General features: G+C 72.4%; 18 protein-coding genes. 8 read left to right on the top strand and 10 right to left on the bottom strand.

Annotated features, from left to right (window positions below; translation table 11 throughout):
- Window positions 1-6: 6 nt before the first annotated feature.
- Both BCF74_RS03775 and BCF74_RS03780 read right to left on the bottom strand, forming a co-directional pair.
- Window positions 7-429, bottom strand: coding sequence for an SAV_6107 family HEPN domain-containing protein (locus BCF74_RS03775; protein WP_106296625.1), 423 nt, complete (start codon window positions 427-429; stop codon window positions 7-9).
- A gap of 12 nt (window positions 430-441) precedes the next feature.
- On the bottom strand, window positions 442-777 hold the full coding sequence (locus tag BCF74_RS03780; RefSeq protein ID WP_177426625.1) for a DUF6504 family protein: 336 nt from the start codon (window positions 775-777) through the stop codon (window positions 442-444).
- Window positions 778-948: 171 nt separating this feature from the next.
- On the opposite strand from BCF74_RS03780, the gene BCF74_RS03785 reads away from it, so the two are divergent.
- Together BCF74_RS03785 and BCF74_RS03790 are read left to right on the top strand one after the other, a co-directional pair.
- Window positions 949-1470, top strand: coding sequence for a YbaK/EbsC family protein (locus BCF74_RS03785; RefSeq protein WP_106296626.1), 522 nt, complete (start codon window positions 949-951; stop codon window positions 1468-1470).
- A gap of 201 nt (window positions 1471-1671) precedes the next feature.
- The gene (locus tag BCF74_RS03790; RefSeq protein WP_106296627.1) at window positions 1672-2094 is read left to right on the top strand and encodes a nuclear transport factor 2 family protein; all 423 of its coding nucleotides are present in this window, start codon (window positions 1672-1674) and stop codon (window positions 2092-2094) included.
- A gap of 26 nt (window positions 2095-2120) precedes the next feature.
- Here the strand turns inward: BCF74_RS03790 and metF are convergent, their stop codons facing one another.
- Window positions 2121-3008 (bottom strand): methylenetetrahydrofolate reductase [NAD(P)H], encoded by an 888-nt coding sequence (gene metF / locus BCF74_RS03795; RefSeq protein WP_106296628.1) that lies wholly within the window; start codon window positions 3006-3008, stop codon window positions 2121-2123.
- A 110-nt stretch (window positions 3009-3118) separates the two neighbouring features.
- Here metF and BCF74_RS03800 point away from each other — a divergent pair, with 110 nt between their 5' ends.
- Window positions 3119-4204 (top strand): polyprenyl synthetase family protein, encoded by a 1086-nt coding sequence (locus tag BCF74_RS03800; protein WP_106296629.1) that lies wholly within the window; start codon window positions 3119-3121, stop codon window positions 4202-4204.
- A gap of 93 nt (window positions 4205-4297) precedes the next feature.
- Here BCF74_RS03800 and BCF74_RS03805 read toward each other — a convergent pair whose 3' ends face one another.
- Window positions 4298-4753, bottom strand: coding sequence for an Rv2175c family DNA-binding protein (locus tag BCF74_RS03805; protein ID WP_342747542.1), 456 nt, complete (start codon window positions 4751-4753; stop codon window positions 4298-4300).
- Between the two features lie 170 nt (window positions 4754-4923).
- Between BCF74_RS03805 and BCF74_RS03810 the strand changes: the two genes are divergently transcribed.
- The 3 genes from BCF74_RS03810 (at window position 4924) to BCF74_RS03820 (ending at window position 9009) form a co-directional block, all read left to right on the top strand.
- Window positions 4924-6054, top strand: coding sequence for a LysM peptidoglycan-binding domain-containing protein (locus tag BCF74_RS03810; RefSeq protein WP_106296630.1), 1131 nt, complete (start codon window positions 4924-4926; stop codon window positions 6052-6054).
- Between the two features lie 62 nt (window positions 6055-6116).
- Window positions 6117-8069 carry a Stk1 family PASTA domain-containing Ser/Thr kinase gene (pknB, locus tag BCF74_RS03815; protein WP_106296631.1) on the top strand — a complete coding sequence of 651 codons (1953 nt, stop codon included), beginning with the start codon at window positions 6117-6119 and terminating at the stop codon, window positions 8067-8069.
- Window position 8070: 1 nt separating this feature from the next.
- Window positions 8071-9009: a DMT family transporter gene (locus BCF74_RS03820; protein ID WP_245889197.1), complete on the top strand. Its 939-nt coding sequence runs from the start codon at window positions 8071-8073 to the stop codon at window positions 9007-9009.
- A gap of 15 nt (window positions 9010-9024) precedes the next feature.
- On the opposite strand, the gene BCF74_RS03825 is transcribed toward BCF74_RS03820, so the two are convergent.
- On the bottom strand, window positions 9025-11010 hold the full coding sequence (locus BCF74_RS03825; RefSeq protein WP_106296633.1) for an HNH endonuclease signature motif containing protein: 1986 nt from the start codon (window positions 11008-11010) through the stop codon (window positions 9025-9027).
- A gap of 146 nt (window positions 11011-11156) precedes the next feature.
- Here BCF74_RS03825 and BCF74_RS03830 point away from each other — a divergent pair, with 146 nt between their 5' ends.
- The gene (locus BCF74_RS03830; protein ID WP_106296634.1) at window positions 11157-11792 is read left to right on the top strand and encodes a DMP19 family protein; all 636 of its coding nucleotides are present in this window, start codon (window positions 11157-11159) and stop codon (window positions 11790-11792) included.
- Here the strand turns inward: BCF74_RS03830 and BCF74_RS03835 are convergent.
- Genes BCF74_RS03835 through BCF74_RS03855 form a run of 5 tightly spaced genes read right to left on the bottom strand, consistent with a single transcriptional unit; the run spans window position 11773 to window position 17017 of the window.
- On the bottom strand, window positions 11773-12816 hold the full coding sequence (locus BCF74_RS03835; protein ID WP_106296715.1) for a threonine aldolase family protein: 1044 nt from the start codon (window positions 12814-12816) through the stop codon (window positions 11773-11775). The genes BCF74_RS03830 and BCF74_RS03835 overlap by 20 nt on opposite strands.
- A gap of 52 nt (window positions 12817-12868) precedes the next feature.
- Window positions 12869-14221 carry a class II 3-deoxy-7-phosphoheptulonate synthase gene (locus tag BCF74_RS03840; protein ID WP_106296635.1) on the bottom strand — a complete coding sequence of 451 codons (1353 nt, stop codon included), beginning with the start codon at window positions 14219-14221 and terminating at the stop codon, window positions 12869-12871.
- A 52-nt stretch (window positions 14222-14273) separates the two neighbouring features.
- Window positions 14274-15011 carry a response regulator gene (locus BCF74_RS03845; RefSeq protein ID WP_106296636.1) on the bottom strand — a complete coding sequence of 246 codons (738 nt, stop codon included), beginning with the start codon at window positions 15009-15011 and terminating at the stop codon, window positions 14274-14276.
- Window positions 15008-16192, bottom strand: coding sequence for a MacS family sensor histidine kinase (gene macS / locus BCF74_RS03850; RefSeq protein WP_106296637.1), 1185 nt, complete (start codon window positions 16190-16192; stop codon window positions 15008-15010). The genes BCF74_RS03845 and macS overlap by 4 nt, the downstream gene beginning before the upstream one ends.
- A gap of 15 nt (window positions 16193-16207) precedes the next feature.
- The gene (locus tag BCF74_RS03855) at window positions 16208-17017 is read right to left on the bottom strand and encodes a lysophospholipid acyltransferase family protein (RefSeq protein ID WP_106296638.1); all 810 of its coding nucleotides are present in this window, start codon (window positions 17015-17017) and stop codon (window positions 16208-16210) included.
- 190 nt (window positions 17018-17207) lie between these two features.
- Between BCF74_RS03855 and BCF74_RS03860 the strand changes: the two genes are divergently transcribed.
- The gene (locus tag BCF74_RS03860; protein ID WP_106296639.1) at window positions 17208-17792 is read left to right on the top strand and encodes a hypothetical protein; all 585 of its coding nucleotides are present in this window, start codon (window positions 17208-17210) and stop codon (window positions 17790-17792) included.
- The last annotated feature ends 40 nt before the right edge of the window (window positions 17793-17832 follow it).

Raw genomic sequence — 17832 nt, forward strand, 5'->3', positions numbered from 1 at the left:
GAGCCGCTATCCGCTCTCGCGCGCGGCGGCGAGACGGTATGCCGTCCGCGCGCCACCCGGCATACCGAGCGTTGCGGCGACGACGTCGACGAAGGTCTCCGCGGCGCGCAGGAGGTCGTCGGCCTCGCGGACCGTGACGTGGGTGCGACGGGTCTCGATCTCCTCGCGGCGGACGGCGGCGAGGGCGAAGTGCTCGGCCCACTCGCGCAGCTGTGGTGCGTCCGCGGCGAGGAGCGGCCACAGGTCGCGGCGGGCGCGGCGGGCGCCACCGCGGCGGGTGGCGGGACGACCGGCGACGTGCGCGGCGGCGGCGCGCATGGCGGCGTCGAGGGCGGCGACGAAGCGCGCCGTGGCGAGCTCGGCGGCATACGCGTCGGCGAGCGAGCCCCGGGACTGCTCGAGGAGGGCGAGGGCGGGTGCGGCGGCCATGGTGGGGTCCCCTCAGTCCTGGGCGAGCAGCAGGACCCACGGGTCGCTGCAGCCGTCGGCGGAGTCGGAGGCGAGGTCGTAGACGCCGGTGCCCGCGGCGCTGCCGGCGACGACGCGCCAGACGTGCCGCTCGTGGCGTTCGGAGTCGCCCGCCTCGCCGAGGTCGCGCCACCAGGCTCGGCGCTCGCTCCAGTCGTCGAGCACCTCGCGGACGACGAGGATGCGCCCGCGCCAGACGAAGGCCCGCGGCCGGGGCCGGACCGCGACGGCACCCCCGGCGGGGTCGACCCCGGCAGGCGAGGCCGCCTCGACCCGGACCTCGACGCGTTCTTCGTACCGGCGCACCACGACAGAAGCCTCCTCGGGCAGGATGGATCGGGCGGCCGGTGAGCCACCGGCACCGCCTCGGACAGTCGACACGTGCGACCGCGGCCATGTGACGCGTCTCGAACACACGTTCGAACTACTGTCACTCTACAACTGGCGGACGCGAGGCCGTCAACCCCCTACGCTGACGCCATGACCGAGCCAGGGGAACTCGTCCCGGAGCGCGACCTCAGCACCCACCCGTCCGTGGCCGTGGTACTGAACACCCTTGCGGCACACCACATCTCGCCGACGGTGCGCTACCTCCCCGATGCCGTCCGGACGGCCCGCGCGGCCGCCGACGCGCTGGGCGTCACCCCCGCCGAGATCGCCAACTCGCTCGTCTTCGCAGGACAGGGTCACGACGGCTCGGTCGAACCCGTCCTCGTCCTCGCCTCCGGCGGGCACCGGGTCGACGAGGACCGCGTCGCCGGGCTGCTCGACCTCGCCGCGCTCGACAAGGCCACTCCCGAACAGGTCCGGCAGTGGACCGGTTTCGCCATCGGTGGCGTCGCCCCGATCGGGCACCCTGCTCCCCTGCGGACCGTCGTCGACGTCACCCTCGGCGGCTTCGACCACGTGTGGGCCGCGGCCGGACACAGCCACTCCGTCTTCGAGACGACCTACGACGAGTTGCTCCGCATCACCGGCGGCAAGGCGATCGAGGTCGACTGACCGCACCCGACGGCGGTCCCGACGAGAAGGGCCGCGTTGCCGGGATGACGAGCGCCCCTCCACACTCATCCACCCGGCAACGCGGCCGCAGGCATCACTCTGGCGGTTCGGGCCGGGCGGACGGATCCGTACGGATACTCAGATTCACCCGGACGACCTACTCAACCCGGGACTGTCGGCGGGCTCGTCCATGCTGGGCCCATGACGACATCGAACCTCGTTCCCGCCTCGGCCAAGCCCTCGGCCGCTACCGCCTCGGCCACGGCCACCGCTGGAGAGATCCTCGTGCGGTTCGCGAACTCCATCGACACCCAGGACTGGGAGGCGTTGGGCGCCCTGCTCGAGCCGGAGTTCGAGGCGACCTACGTCCACACTGGTGAGACCTTCGATCGCGACGGCTTCGTCGCCCTCAACCGCGACTACCCAGGTTCGTGGCGGTTCGAGCACCAGCAGGTGGTCGACGGCGGCGACGTGGGTGCGTTGCGGGCCCGGGTCAGCGACGCCACGGGCGAGAGTGACGAGGTGCACCACGTCGCGACGTTCGCCCGGGTGCGCGGCGGCCTTGTCACCGAACTCACCGAGGTGTGGGCGGAGGTGAGCACACCCGACCCGAGCCGCCGATGAAGGGCTCCGGACTGCCTCTGCCTGCCTCAGCGGGCGCCGGTGGACAGACCGAGGTTGTCGTGGACCTCGAGTGTCGCGGTCGAGCGGTTCATCGTGATGAAGTGCAGCCCCGGCGCACCCTCGGCGAGCATGCGCTGCGCGAGCTCGGTCGCGATCTCGACACCGACGGCACGCACGTCCTCGGGAGACCCGGACGCGGCCTCGAGACGGCTCACGACGGCCGGCGGCAGCGGTGTCCCCATGAGCTGGGCCATCCGGGTGATCTGCTTCAGGTTCGTCACCGGCATGAGCCCGGGCGTGATCGGGAGGTCGCGCCGCTGCGCCACCCGGTCGCGCAGGCGGAGGTAGGTGTCGGCGTCGAAGACCATCTGCGTCACGGCGAAGCTCGCGCCCGCGTCGGCCTTCTTGACCATGATCTCGACGTCGTGGTCGAGATCGGGCGAGGCGGGGTGCTTGTCGGGGAACGCCGCGACGCCGATGGTGAAGTCCCCCAGGGTGCGCACGAGCGCCACGAGGTCGGTGGCGTGGTCGAGCCCCTCAGGGTGGGCGACCCACTCGCCACCCGGGTCGCCCGGCGGGTCGCCGCGCAAGGCGAGGATGTTGCGGACTCCAGCGGCGGCATACTGCCCGACGACGCGCCGGATGTCGGCGACCGAGGCGCCCACACACGTGAGGTGGGCGAGCGGGGTGAGGGTCGTCTCGCGCGCGATGCGCTCGGTGACGCGCACGGTGCGGTCCTGGGTGCTGCCGCCCGCGCCATAGGTCACGGAGACGAAGTCCGGGTGGACCCGCTCGAGCCGGCGGATGGCGTCCCACAGCCCCGCCTCGGACGCGTCGTCCTTGGGCGGGAAGAACTCGAAGCTCACCGAGGGCCGCTCACTGGCGAGCAGTCCGGGGATCGAGCGGGGCGTCATGCGGGTGAGGGTAGTCGAGGGGCGAGGTCGTAGGCTCGGGCCCACACACCGTGAGATGGCCGCGCCAGACGCCCCCGCGCCGCCCCCGCCACTTCAGCCGAGGAGTGCTCGTGACCAGCCCGTTGGACGAGGCAGACCTGCGCGCCCGGGTGCAGACCTGCCTCGACGGCGAGCTGCATCACCAGGCGGACGTACTCGCCGAGCTCGGGCCCGACGTTTCCGACCTGCTCGACCGCATCGGCTCGCTGCTCTCGGGCGGCAAGCGGCTGCGCGCGGCGTTCCTCTACTGGGGTCACCGCGCCGCCGGACGCCCGGACTCCGATGCCCTCGTCCGGCTCGCGAGCTCGATGGAGCTCTTCCAGGCCGCCGCGCTCATCCACGACGACGTCATGGACGACTCGGACACGCGCCGCGGTATGCCGTCCGCGCACCGTGCGCTCGCGACCGCCCACACCGAGCGTGGCTGGGGCGGTGACGACGAGCGTTTCGGCCAGGCGGGCGCCATCCTCGCCGGCAACCTGTGCCTCACGTGGACCGACGAGCTCTATGCCACGAGCGGTCTCGATGCGGCCGACCTCGCGCGCGGACGGGGCGTCTTCGACCGGATGCGGACCCAGCTCATGGCCGGGCAGTTCCTCGACGTCGTCGACTCGGTCCGGCCGTGGGACGACCTCGCGGAGGACGAGCGCATCGAGCGCGCGCAGCGGGTCATCCGCTACAAGAGCGCGAAGTACACCGTCGAGCACCCCCTCCTCATCGGGGCGACGACGGGCGGACTCGGCGCGAGCGACCTCGACCGGCTCTCGGCCTACGGCCTCGACGTCGGGCACGCCTTCCAGCTGCGCGACGACCTGCTCGGTGTCTTCGGCGACCCGTCGGCAACGGGGAAACCGGCCGGCGACGACCTGCGCGAGGGCAAGCGCACCGTTCTCATGGCGCACACGCTGAGCGGCACCAACGCTGCGGGCCGCGCCCTCCTTGACGCCTCCCTCGGCCGACCGGATCTCAGCGATGCCGAGGTCGACGAGCTGCGTGCCGTCATCGTCGCCTCCGGCGCCGTGGACGCCGTCGAACGGGAGATCGGCGAGCTCGCCTCGCGCGCCCTCGCGGCACTCGCCGAGGCCCGCTCCATCACCGACGAGTCGCGGACCGTCCTCGCCGCCCTCGTCGAGACCTCGACCGCGCGCAGCACGTAGCCCCCGTCACAGACCCGCCTGCCACGGGCCTGCCTGCCACGGGCCGGCTCGCCACGGGCCGGCTCGCAGGACGAGCCCCTCTGAGGACTCGGCTCAGAAGGCGAGCTCCATGGCCCGCCGACGCACCTCGGTCTTGAACCCGCCACGCAGGGAGTCGATCGGCGCGCCCTCGACGGGGAAGGTGTCGTCGGGGGTGAAGAGCCAGCGCAGGATCTCCTCGTCGTTCATGCCGCCGTCAGCGAGGACGGTGAAGGTTCCCTTGAGCGCGGGCAGCACCCCTTCGTCGTCGAGGAACTTGGCGGGGACGGCGACGACGTTGCGCTCGCCGACCCGGGAGGCCAGGAGCTCCCGGTCGTCGATGAGCCGACGAACACTCGAGAGCGGGACGTCGAGCCGCTCGGCGAGGTCGGGCACGGTGAGCCAGTCGCCGACAAGGCGTTCGAGGGAGCTCGCGGAGGTGTCGGAGGCGGAGGAGGTGGACGCCGCCTCCGCATTCTCCGCGGCGGGCATGTCGCGATCCTGGGCGTGCTGGTCGGGCGTGTCACTCACGGCGTCAGGGTGCCACACGCACGTCCGGTGGATGACATCCCTCGCCTGAACTAGTCACACCCGCTACTCTGGCCACGTCTGTCACAGAAGTCCCACAGGTACCCCTTCGACAGGCGCCTCAAACCATCGCCGCGGCACCGCCGCCGCGACGACCCGGAAAGGACGACCCCATGGTCATCGCCCTGCCCCCTGCCACCGTCCCCCCGACCGCCGTGCTTCCCGCGCACACCGTGACGACGCCGAGTCCCGCACCCAGCGGCTGGACGAGCTACACGGTCAAGAACGGCGACACCCTCTACGGCCTCGCGGCGACGTTCCGCACGACGGCGCAGGCCCTCGCGGCGAAGAACCACATCAGCGATGGGCGCCGCCTGTGGGCCGGGGCGACAATCCTCGTCCCCAGCCGTGGGGCGAGCACGACGAAGGCCGCCCCCCGCTCGACCAGCCGCGCCCTCGGCGTCCACACGGTGCGCGCCGGGGAGACGCTCTACGGCATCGCCGCCCGCTACCGCACGACGCTGCCCGCGATCACCAAGGCCAACGGCATCTCGCCGCGGGCATTCATCCACCCGGGGCAGCAGCTGCGCGTCCCGGGGGCACCCGGCCGGGCGTCCGCGGCGAAGGCCGCGAAGGGCACCCCGAAGGCGAGCGGGGCGGCATACACGGTCAAGGCCGGTGACACCCTGCTCGGGATCGCCGGCAGGCACGGCCGCACCGTCTCCGCCCTCGTCAAGGCCAACAACCTGCGCGGCACGATGATCTATCCGGGACAGAGGCTCACCATCCCCGGCGCCGCAGCGCGCAAGACGGCGCCCAAGCCCCTGCCGAACACCTTCGCGGGACGCACCTACCCCGACAAGGTCGTCCGCAACGCCGCCCGCAACCGCGAGATCCTCGCCGCGCGCACGCTCCCCACGCGGGCGCAGACCAAGGCGCTCATCACCGCGACCGCTCGGCGGCACGGCGTGGACCCGAGCCTCGCCCTCGCGATCTCGATGCAGGAGTCGGGCTGGAACCAGCGGCAGGTCTCGGTGGCGAACGCCGTCGGCATCATGCAGGTCATCCCCTCCGCGGGTGACTGGGCCTCGTCGATGGTCGGGCGCGACCTCAACCTGCTCGACCCCAAGGACAACGCCACCGCCGGCGTCGTCATGCTGCGGGCGCTCATCCGCATGTCGGGCTCCGAGAACGTCGCCATCGCGAGCTACTACCAGGGATATGCCTCGGTGAAGTCCCGCGGCATGTACAGCGACACCAAGACCTACGTCGCGAACGTCAAGGCACTCAAGGGCCGTATGTGACATCCACGGCGGCCGACCGCGAGGTCCACGGAGGGAGCACGTCGAGTCCGTACACTCGACGGGTGTCCACCGCCTCCACCGACAACCTCGTCGGAGAGATTCTCGACGGCCGCTACCGGGTCCTCGAGCGTCTCGCCGACGGCGGGATGGCGACGGTCTACCTCGCGGTCGACACGCGCCTCGACCGCGAGGTCGCCCTCAAGGTCATGCGGCCACACCTCGCGCAGGACGAGGCGTTCCGGTCGCGCTTCCACCGTGAGGCCCGTTCCGCGGCGCGCCTGTCGCACCCCGGCATCGTTGCGGTCTTCGACCAAGGCGAGGACGACGGCGCGATGTTCCTCGCGATGGAGTACGTCCCGGGGCAGACCCTGCGCGAGGTGATCCGCGCCGAGGGTGGGCTCACCCCGCGGGCCGCCCTCGACATCATCGTGCCGGTGCTCGACGCCCTCGGCGCGGCACACAGGGCCGGCATCGTCCATCGCGACGTCAAGCCCGAGAACGTCATCCTGCGCGAGGACGGCGCCGTCAAGGTGGCCGACTTCGGGCTCGCCCGCGCCGTCACGTCCCAGACCGTCACGTCGTCGTCGGGCCTGCTGCTCGGCACGGTGTCCTACCTCTCCCCCGAGCAGGTCGAGCGCGGCATCGCCGACGCCCGCAGCGACGTGTATGCCGCGGGGCTCGTCCTGTTCGAGATGCTCACCGGGTCCAAGGCGTTCGACGGGGACACGGCGATCAACGTCGCCTACCAGCACGTCCACGGGGGCGCGCCGCGGCTGAGCTCGCGGATGCCGGACGCGCCCGACGTCCTCGACGAGCTCGTCGCGGCCGCGACCTCTCGCGACCCGGACGAGCGTCCCGTCGACGCGGCCGCCTTCGCCGCGATGGCGCGGACGGCGCGGCGAGAGCTCACGCCCGGTGAGCTCGACGACCGCCCGGCCACCGCGGCCGACGGCGAGTCCACCCTGGCCCGCACGACCGCACTCCCGCTCGAGCGACCGACGCGCGACCAGACCCCGGCCACCGTCGCGGCTGCCCCCGTGGACGGTCCGTCCCTGCGCGAGCAGGTGCGCGGGGCCCCTCCCGCGACGGCGGGTGTCGCGACGCGCCCGGCGCGCGACCCCGGACTGCGGCGCCGCGCGGTGTGGCCGTGGCTGCTCGTCGTGGTCTCGGCAGCCATCGCCGCCGTCACCGCATGGTTCTTCCTCGCCGGCCCGGGCGCCCCGACGATCGTGCCCGCCGTCGTGAACCAGCCGCTGGCGGCCGCCGAGGCGAGCCTGCGCGCCCAGCACCTCGACCCCAACGCCGAGGAGGCGTTCAGCGAGACCGTCGCCAAGGGCCTCGTCATCTCGACCGACCCCGTCGCGAGCCGCGAGGTGCGGCGCGGCACCGCCGTCACCGTCGTCGTCTCCAAGGGGCCGGAGCGGTATGCCGTCCCGCCCCTCGCCGGGGTGACCCTCGCCGAGGCCCGCCAGCGTCTCGGCGACCTCAACCTCACCGCGGGGAAGGTCACCGAGAAGTTCGACGAGAAGGTCCCCGAGGGTCAGGTCATCGCCACCGACCCCAAGGCGGGCACGGCCCTCAAGCGCGACGCCGCCGTGGCCCTCACGGTGAGCAAGGGACGCCAGCCGATCGAGGTCACGAACTTCACCGGCAAGCCGCTCGACACCGCGAAGGCCTCACTCGAGAAGGCCGGACTGTCACTCGAGGTCTCGGGCGAGCAGAACCACGACACGATCCCGGCCGGGTCGATCATCAGCCAGGACCCGACCGGTGGCACGCTGTTCAAGGGCGGCAAGGTCACCGTCGTCGTCTCCAAGGGTCCGGTGCTCGTCGCCGTCCCGGACGTCACCCGCAAGCAGGTCGGCGAGGCGACGCAGATCCTCGAGGCGGCCGGGTTCAAGGTCGCGGTGCGCCAGGCGATCCCGGGCCTCAACTTCGGGACGGTCCAGGCGATGGACCCGGCGGCGGGGACGCAGCTGCCCAAGGGCTCGACGGTCACCCTGACGACGGTCTGAGGTGACCCGTCCCGCTCCCGCCCCCGCGGTGGACAGGCACTCGCGTCTCGCCGTCCTGCTGCTCCTTGCCGTCACGGCCGTGTGGGGGTCGACGTTCTTCCTCATCCGTGACCTCGTCGAGCACGTGCCGTCGGCGGACTTCCTCGCCGTCCGGTTCGCGATCGCGGCCGTGCTCATGTTCGTCGTCTTCCACCGGCAGACGCTCGCGCTCACCCGGCGCCAGCTGGCGCTCGGCGCCGGACTCGGCGTGCTGTATGCCGTGGCGCAGCTCCTGCAGACCGTCGGCCTCGAAACGACGGCTGCCTCGGTGTCGGGGTTCCTCACGGGCACCTACATCGTGCTGACGCCGGTGCTCGGGGCGCTGCTGCTCAAGGACGAGATCCCGCGGACGGCCTGGGTCGCGGCGGTCATCGCCATGGTCGGCATCGGTGTGCTGTCGCTGTCCGGACTCGCCATGGGCTTCGGTGAGGCCCTCACGCTCGGCTCGGCCCTCGTCTACGCCCTGCACATCCTCGCGCTCGGCCGTTGGTCGACGGCGCGGACAGCCTTGGGGCTGTCGACGGTGCAGGCCGCCGTCATCGCGGTGGTCTGCGGGGCCGCGGCCCTGCCGGACGGGCTCACGCTGCCCGCGACGGGTGGGCAGTGGATGTCGTTGCTCTACATGGCCGTGGTTGCGGGGGCCGGAGCGCTGATCGCGCAGACGTGGGCACAGGCGCACCTCACGGCGACCCGGGCGGCGATCGTCATGGCGATGGAGCCCGTCTTCGCCGCCCTCTTCGCCGTGCTGCTCGGCGGCGAGTCCGTGACGTGGCGGCTCCTCGTGGGTGGCTCGCTCGTCCTCGGTGCGATGTACCTCGTCGAGCTGCGCGCCACCTCCCATGACGACGACCTCACCGCTCTCGAGGACCCGCCCGCCGAAGCGCTGCACCACGACGTCTGAGCAGTCGACCTACACCTAGAACGGCGGCTCCTCGACGACGGGCGCACCGTGCGCAGCCACCGCAGCCTGCTGCGCGGTGCGATATGCCGCCGAATCGAGAACGAACGCATCGAGCCACGGTGGCGCCGGATCCTGCTGGAGGTCCCGGCGACCAGGTGGTGTCGGCTCGAGCTGTCGGCGTCGCGGACTGACGAGGGCGAGGAACCGCTCCAGGGTGAGCTCGCCCAGCGTCGCCGCGTCGGCGGCCTGCGTGCGCCGCCCGAGGACGACGCCAGCGACACCCGCGGACTCGTCCACCGTGCCCATGCGCGCGGACAGGCTCGCGTCGCGCGGGCGTTCGGGCGCTCCGGCACGCTGCGACACGCTCGCACCGCCCGTCGATCCGCGCTCGGTGATCCCGTTCGGCGGCATGAGCCTGTCAAGGTGGTCCACCGGATAGGTGGTCATCGTCCGCCCGGTGGGGTCGGTCCAGTGCATGACGCCGTCGGGCTCGAGGCGCACACTCCATCCGGGACGTTGTTTGACCCGATGATGTCGTCGACATCCACACGCGAGATGTGCCGCGGTCGTCGGGCCGTCCGGCCAGGGGATGACATGGTCGAGGTCGCAGTCCCGCGCGGGGACCAGACACCCGGGGAAGCGACAGGTGCCGTCGCGGGCGCGCACGAGCCGTTGCAGCGCGGCGGAGGGTCGATACTGCGGCTCCACGCGCAAGCCGACCTCAGCCGCCCCCGGGTCATCTGCCACAGTCGCGCCGTCTGCCTCATGGGCACTGTCCGCAACAGTGTCGGTGGCGTGCATTTCGGCAGCCGCGTGGTTGTCCGCGGGGTCGGCGGGTCGCGGCCGGCCATGTCTTCGAGGAGCCAGGGACGCCGGCACGTACCCGGCGACCAGGGCGCCGGTGTCGGGGTCACAGGTGAGGGTCGTCGACTCCACGACCCGCACCACGTCGGGAAGTCGAGCCGGGTCGAGCGTGGTGGTGCCGGGTCTCCCGAGCCCGCCGGCCTCGACCACCCCGCCCGCAACGAAGGCGGTGGTCCGGGCCGCGTCCACAGCCCCGGGGTTGCCGTTGTCACGCCCTTCCGCGCTCCCTGGTCCGTCGGCAGAGGGTGCACGCACCGCCCCACCGGCCGCCGCCGCGTCGAGCTCCGCCTGCACGCCCACACCCGAAGTTCCTGCGGGGACTGTCGCGTGCAGGTGCACCGTCACCGACGTCCGGTCCAGCACGAGCTCGGCCAACGCGTCGGCCCGCGCCTGCTCCAGCGTCAGCGTCGTGTCCGTTCGCTGCAGCTGATGGGCCCGCTCGTCCACCGCCGCCCACATCGGCAACGACGTCTCCACCGGGAGCCGGGCGAACCACTGATCCGCTGCCGGCCCGTCCGCGCGACGGCTCACGCACCGCGCCCGCCGCGCCCGCTCACCGTCTCCGGCCGCAACGGACGGGTCGATGCGCCGCACCAGCCGGGCGGTGCGCGCACTCAGCGGCCCCGCCGTCTCGCCCCACCGGCCGCGCTTCGTGAACAGGTCCGCCAGCCGGTCCACCGTCTCCCGAGCCACTGACTCGTCCTCCGTCACCCGCAGCTCGGCGGTGACCAGCCGTGTCCGCCAAGCGTCCAGCTCCCCCGAACCACCGGCGTCGAGCAGCCGCGGCGTCACCCGTGTCTGGTGGACCGCGTCCTCGACCCTCCGTGTGGCCACGGGCACCGACACGCCCAGACGATCGGCGACCAGCGACGCCGCCTCATCACTGATGTGTCCCAGTGCGTGCCGCTTCCACACCCAGCCCCGAGGCGCGTCCGGAGCCGGCTCCTCATCGTGAGCAGCCACGTGCGCCAACGCCCGCGACTGCACCGCGGCCGCGACGTTCTGCACGTGCTGCATCTCCTCGACGAGCTCCAACAGCCCCGGCAGTTCCATGGACCCAGCACCACCCTCCGCAGCAGGCGCCGACACCGCGGCGTACAGCCGCTGCATCGCGTCAACCACTCCGGTGAGGTCCATGACCCCACTCAAACACCGACCACCGACAGCGCCTTCGCGCCGAGTTCCGGGAAGGCCACGCCGGCGGCGGAAACGTCACCGAGCCGTCGCCTGTCGTTCAGCATCCGCCGGGCACGAACGGCCCGGGGCGCCCTAGTCTCGCTCCCATGCGCACCGACGGTCAGCAGGACGGCCAGCAGTCCTTCGACGCGGTCGAGTACCCGGACGACCTCATCGACGACATCCTGCGCTGCGAGACGGACACAACGCGGCGCATGGTGCTCCCCCACAGCGCCGCGAACGGCACCGACCGTGAGGTCGTCGACGGCAACGTCGCCGTCGTCAACACCGTCCTCGACCGCGTCGACAGCCCCGAGCACGTCTCGCGTGACGCCCTGCGCAGCTACTACGCCGACCTCTACGAGGCGACCGTGACGACCTCCGGCATCGCGGCCTACCTCGAGCTCGCCGGTGGCCGCCGTGACGTCACCGACCACGTCCTGCAGGGCCTGCGGCTCATGGGCGCCGACGAGCACGTCGACCTGCTGCGGCGCGCGCTCACGTCGCCGCCCGGCGCCAACACCGCCGATCTCGACGCCGAGTTCGCGACGCTCCAGCAGTCCGATCCCATCGTGGCGCGCAACGCCGAGTGGCTGCGCACCCTGGGCAGCGTCGATGTCGTCGGGGACGACCGCGTGGGCACCGCTCTCGACATCCTCCTCCAGGGCGAGGAGCACAGCGCGGATGCGCCCCCGGTCGCGGGCGTCCTGCGCTGGCGGGGCGTCAGCGCAGCAGGTCGCTGAAGACCTCGGTCGCCGCGTCGGTCCCGACGTCGTCGACGTCGAGGTGCCACACCAGGCGCACCGCGCTCGGTCCGGCGGCATACGTCCGTATGCCGCGCGCGGCCGCTGCGTCGACGAGTTCCGTTGGCGTCCAACGGGTTTCGGTCAGGTCGAGCATGACGATGTTGGTCTCGACCGCCCCGGGAGAGACGACCGACGGCGCGACCTCACCGACCGCTGCGGCGAACCGTCCGGCCCTCGCGTGGTCGTCGGCGAGCCGCTCGACGTGGTGGTCGAGGGCGTGCAGGCCCGCAGCCGCGAGGATGCCCACCTGACGCATCCCGCCACCAAAACGCTTGCGCCACACCCGCGCTCGCTCCATGAGCTCGCGCGAGCCGACGAGCACCGACCCGACGGGAGCGCCCAGCCCCTTGGACAGGCAGACGCTCACGGTGTCGAACTCGCGCCCGTAGTCGGCGAGTGGCACACCCGTCGCGACGTGCGCGTTCCAGAGGCGTGCCCCGTCGAGGTGCATCGCGACCCCGGCCTCGCGGCTCACCGACCGCACCTCCCGGATCACCTCGAGCGGCTGCACCGTGCCCCCGCCGAAGTTGTGTGTGTTCTCGACGACGATGAGCGCGGTCCCGACCTGATACGGCCCGGCGCCGACGCTCATCAGCCCGAGCGGGCCGGCCGGCTCGAGCCGCCCCCGCACACTCGCCCACGACCGCGACGAGATGCCGGACAGCACGGCCGCGGCACCCAGCTCGGCCCGCAGCACGTGCGCGAGCGAGTCCGCGATGACCTCCTGACCGGCCTCGACGTGCAGCCGCATCCCGAGCTGGTTGGCCATCGAGCCGGTCGGCGTGAACAGGCCCGCCTCGTGACCCAGCAGCCCGGCCACCCGCGCCTCGAGCTCCACCACCGTCGGGTCCTCGCCGAAGACGTCATCCCCCACAGGCGCCTCCGCCATCGCCCGGCGCATCGCCTCGGTCGGCTGGGTCACCGTGTCGGACAGCAGGTCCGCGACGAACACACCCGGCATACGAGACGCCTCGCCCGACGCGGCGCCGCCGCGCGCACCCGTGACCACGACGTCAGTCGCGGCCGAGCATCTCGGCGACGAGGAACGCCAGCTCGAGGCTCTGCTGGTGGTTCAGGCGCGGGTCGCACACCGACTCGTAGCGCTGGGAGAGGTCGGCGTCGAGGATCTTCTCCGAGCCGCCGAGGCACTCGGTGACGTCGTTGCCGGTGAGCTCGACGTGCAGGCCGCCGGGCACCGTGCCGAGTCCCTGGTGGACCTCGAAGAACCCGCGGACCTCGTCGACGACGTCGTCGAAGTCACGAGTCTTGTAGCCGGACGCCGACTCGAAGGTGTTGCCGTGCATGGGGTCGCAGACCCACGTCACCGCGGCGCCGCTCGCGGTGACCTTCTCGACGATCGCCGGCAGTGCCTCACGGATGCGGCCGGCACCCATGCGGGTGATGAAGGTCAGCCGGCCCGGCGTGCGCTCGGGGTCGACGAGGTCGATCATCCGCAGCAGGTCGTCGAGCTGGGCGTTCGCCGAGACCTTGACGCCGATCGGGTTGTGCACCTTGCTCACGAAGTCGAGGTGGGCGCCGCCGAGGTCACGGGTGCGCTCTCCGACCCAGATGAAGTGGCCGGAGGTGTCGTAGAGGTCGCCGGTGCGGGAGTCGACGCGCGTCAACGGCCGCTCGTAGTCGAGGACGAGTGCCTCGTGCGCGGCGAAGAACTCGGTCGTGCGCATCGCCTCGAAGTCGGCGCCGCACGCAGCCATGAACTTCATCGCCTTGTCGATGTCGCGGGCGAGCTTCTCGTAGCGCTGGTTCGCGGCGTTCGCGACGAAGCCGCGGTTCCAGTCGTGGACGTGGCGCAGGTCGGCGAAGCCACCGGTCGTGAAGGCCCGCACGAGGTTCAGCGTCGCGCTGCTCGCGTGGTAGGCCTTGACGAGGCGCTGCGGGTCCGGGGTGCGCGCGGCCTGCGTGAACTCGAAGTCGTTGACCATGTCGCCGCGGTAGGCCGGCAGGGTGACGCCCTCGCGGGTCTCGGTGTTGCTCGAGCGCGGCTTGGCGAACTGCCCCGCCATGCGGCCGACCTTGACGACGGGGACGGACGCGCCGTAGGTGAGGACGGCGGCCATCTGCAGGATCGTCTTGATCCGGTTCTTGATGTTGTCCGCGCTCGCTCCCGCGAAGGTCTCGGCGCAGTCGCCGCCCTGCAGGACGAAGGCCTCACCGCGGCTCGCGGCGGCCATCCGGTCGCGCAGCACGTCGCATTCGCCGGCGAAGACGAGCGGCGGATAGGTCCCGAGCTCGGCCACGGCGGCGTCGAGGGCGGAGCGGTCCGGCCACACCGGCTGCTGGGCAGCGGGCAGGGCGGTGCTCACCTCGGCGGGGGTGCGCAGGTCGGCGTCGGTCGTCGTGCTCACCCGTCAAGGATAGGCGCGCGTGCGCGTGGGCCCGCCAGCGCCCGTATGCCGGTCAGTCGCCGACGCCCGCGGCGTCGCCGTTCGGGTCCTCGAGGCCGCGGGCGAGCGCGAACCGGACGAGCTCGACCCGGTTGTGCAGGTGGAGCTTGCCGAGGGTGTTCTGGACGTGGTTCTGCACGGTGCGGTGCGAGAGGACGAGCTCGGCGGCGATCTCCTTGTAGGACATGCCGGTCGCGACGAGCCGCAGCACCTCGGTCTCCCGCTCGGTGAGCTCGGGAATCGGCCGGTCGGCGGCGCGCTGCCGCTCCCCGGCGGCCGACGAGCGCGCCGCGTCACCGTCGCCCGCCGTCGCCATGCGTCGGAACTCCCCCAGCACCAGCCCGGCCAGACCGGGGGTGAAGACCGCCTCGCCGCGTGCCGTCGCGACGACGGCGTCGACGATCTCGGTCGCCGAGGCCGACTTCACGAGGTAGCCGGTCGCTCCGGCCTTGATCGCGGCCAGGACGTCGAGCTGCTCGCCGCTCGCCGAGAGGATGAGCACCCGCGTCTCGAGGTCGCCGAGAGCGCGGCACACCTCGTCGCCGCGCATCCCGGGCAGGTTGAGGTCGAGGACGAGCACGTCGGGCCGGGTCGCCCGCGCGCGCCGCACCGTCGACGGCCCGTCGCCCGCGGTGGCGACGACGTCGAGCCCGGCCTCGACGAGGTCGCGCTCGAGCGCCCCGAGCCACAGGGGGTGGTCGTCGGCGACGAGGACGGTGGTGCGGGCCTCGGGAGGCGGCGACGCGGTCATACGGACTCCTTCTCGCGGCGCGGGACGGTGATGACGACACGGCAGCCACCGCCGGGTCGGGTCGTCACCGACGCGGTGCCGCCGAGGTCCCGGGCCCGACCGATGATCGACTGGCTGACACCGAGGCGCCCGCGGTCCTCAGCGGACATGAGGTGGTCGAGGTCGTCGCCCACGCCGTTGTCGCGCACGGTCACCGAGACGTCGTCGCCACGCTCTTCGAGGAGCAGCCACGCCGTCGCCCCCGGGCCGGCGTGCTGGATGACGTTGTCGAGCGCAGCCCCCACCGCGGCGTCGAGCTCCACGGCTCGCTCCGCGGGGAGCGTCACCGGATCGGCCGGCAGGGAGACCGTGACCCGGTCGGCCTCGCGCGCGGTGAGCAGCGGTCGGAGGTCGCGCTCCGCTGCGACGACCCCGACGCGCGAGTCGTCGGTGAGGTCCTGCGTCACGAGCCGGCGCAGCGCGCGCTCCTGGTCGGCCGCGAGGGACGCCAGCTCGGCACCGCCGTCACCGAGCTCGTCGCCGCGACGGTGGATGAAGGTCAGCGTCTGGAGCACTCCGTCGTGGACGACGCGCGCGAGCCGCTCGCGCTCGCGCAGCCGCTCGCGCTCGGCGACGACCTGGGCGTAGCGGGTCAGGCCTTCACGGGCGAGGTCGACGGCGAGCCCGATGAGCCCGCCGAGCAGGAAGAGCAGCAGGATGTTGTGCCACGTCGTCACCGTTGGTGTGCCCACCTCGAGGACGTCCGCGACGGCGATGAGTGCCGCGACGACGACACCTCCGAGACGACCGTGCAGGACGGCAGCACCGACGACACAGCCCGCGGCCCAGATCGTCGGCAGGGTGAACTGGCCGGACGCGACCGCTTCGGGGCGGTCGGCGAGCAGCGTCGCGAAGATGCCGGCGACGGCCAGCAGCACCTCGACACCGAGCAGCAGCGTCGTGCGGCGGCGGTACGCGAGGAGGGCGAGGCTGAAGGCCATGAGCACGGCGACGACGACATAGGCCACCCACGGCCGCGCCATCGCGTCGTGCCGCTGCCACGCCAGCCACCCGGCATACGCCGCGGCCGCGGGACGGAACCAGTCGAGCCCTCGCGAGAACGCTTCGACGACGATCGGCTCGGGCCGTCCCGTACGCACCGACCGGTCGGTCACCCCGACCAGCGCCCCCCGCAGGATCATCGAGCCACCGCCCGGTCAGCCCGCGCGCTGCTCGCCGCGCGTGTCGGACTCGTCCTCGATCCCGCCGTCCAGCTCGCGCTCGAGCTCGTCCGCCGCGCGGCCCGGCTTGGCCGCCTCGGCCTGCTCGCGCTGGAGGATGCGCTTGGCCTTGCTCAGCCGGTCCTTCATCGACGCGGCGTACATGTCGACGTACTCCTGGCCGGAGAGCTCCATGAGCGCGTACATGATCTCGTCGGTCACCGAGCGCAGGACGAAGCGGTCGTCCTCCATGCCCTCGTAGCGGGAGAAGTCGAGCGGCGTGCCGATGCGCACCCCGACGCGCATGATCTTCGGGATGATCTTGCCGGTCGGCTGGGCCTTCTCGGTGTCGATCATCGCCACGGGGATGACGGGAACGCCCGCCTCGAGGGCCATCCGGGCGACGCCTGTCTTGCCCTTGTAGAGCCGGCCGTCCGGCGAGCGCGTGCCCTCGGGGTAGAGGCCGAGCAGCTCGCCGCGACGCAGGATCTTCAGGCCGGAGCGCAGCGCGGCCTCGCTCGCCTTGCCGCCGGAGCGGTCGACCGGCACCTGGCCCACACCGCGGAAGAACGCGGCGGTGAGCCGGCCCTTGAGCCCGACGCCGGTGAAGTAGTCGGCCTTGGCGAGGAAGGTCATCCGCCGCGGCACGACGAGCGGCAGGAAGATCGAGTCCGAGAAGGACAGGTGGTTGCTCGCGAAGATCGCCGCACCGGTCTCGGGGATGTTCTCCTCACCCTCGACCCACGGCCGGAACAGCACGCGCAGGATCGGTCCGAGGACCACGATCTTGAGCACCCAGTAGAACACCAGCGTCCTTTCCGTCCGTTCGGTGCGACTCTAGACCACGGCACGATGCACCCGAGCCCGCTCGGCGCGGTCGAGCCGTTCCGCCCGGGGAATGGACGTGGCAGGATTCTCGCTGTCACCCCTGACGTCGCAGTCGGCTCGGCCGCGGCGCCCGCCCCACCGTCCATCGAGACCGTCCATCGAGGCCGACATGAACGAGCGCGACGTCGACGCAGAGTTCGATGCCATCGTCGCGCGGTGGGACGCACCGGCGCCGGAGCGCAGCGCCCAGCGGCCCGCCGAGCCCACCTCACCGGAGTCGGTGACGTCGCCGCAGCCGCCCGTCGACCCGGCCGCGCCCCCGCTCACGGTCCACGACATCAGCGCGGCGTATGCCGCCCTCTCGCGTCCCGAGCCCGACGCGCCTTCCAGCGCGCAGCCTTCCGGTGACGCCCACGATGACGGGGCACGGGAGGACAGCGACGCGTCGGCCTCCGAGCTCGGCTCCGGGCACACCGCGTGGCGGGAGGGTCCGAGCGTCGACGACGAGGACGACCACTTCGAGCCGGCGCCGGTGGCGCTGCCGCCGGGTGAGGACATCGGCTACTGGGGTGCGCTGGCCGGGCTCGTCGGAGGGCCGCTCGTCCTCATCTGGGTCGTGCTCTCGTCACCGTTCTACGCCGGTTGGTGGGCGCTCGGCGGCATCGGGATCTTCCTCGGCGGCTTCGCCCTGCTCGTCATGAGGATGCCGCGCCACCGGGACCCGTTCGACGACGACGACGGCGCCCGGGTCTGACCGGGGACTGGTCGGTCGGACCCGAGCACCGTCGCGCCTG

The sequence above is a fragment of the Knoellia remsis genome (assembly GCF_003002895.1).
Classification (GTDB): domain Bacteria; phylum Actinomycetota; class Actinomycetes; order Actinomycetales; family Dermatophilaceae; genus Knoellia; species Knoellia remsis.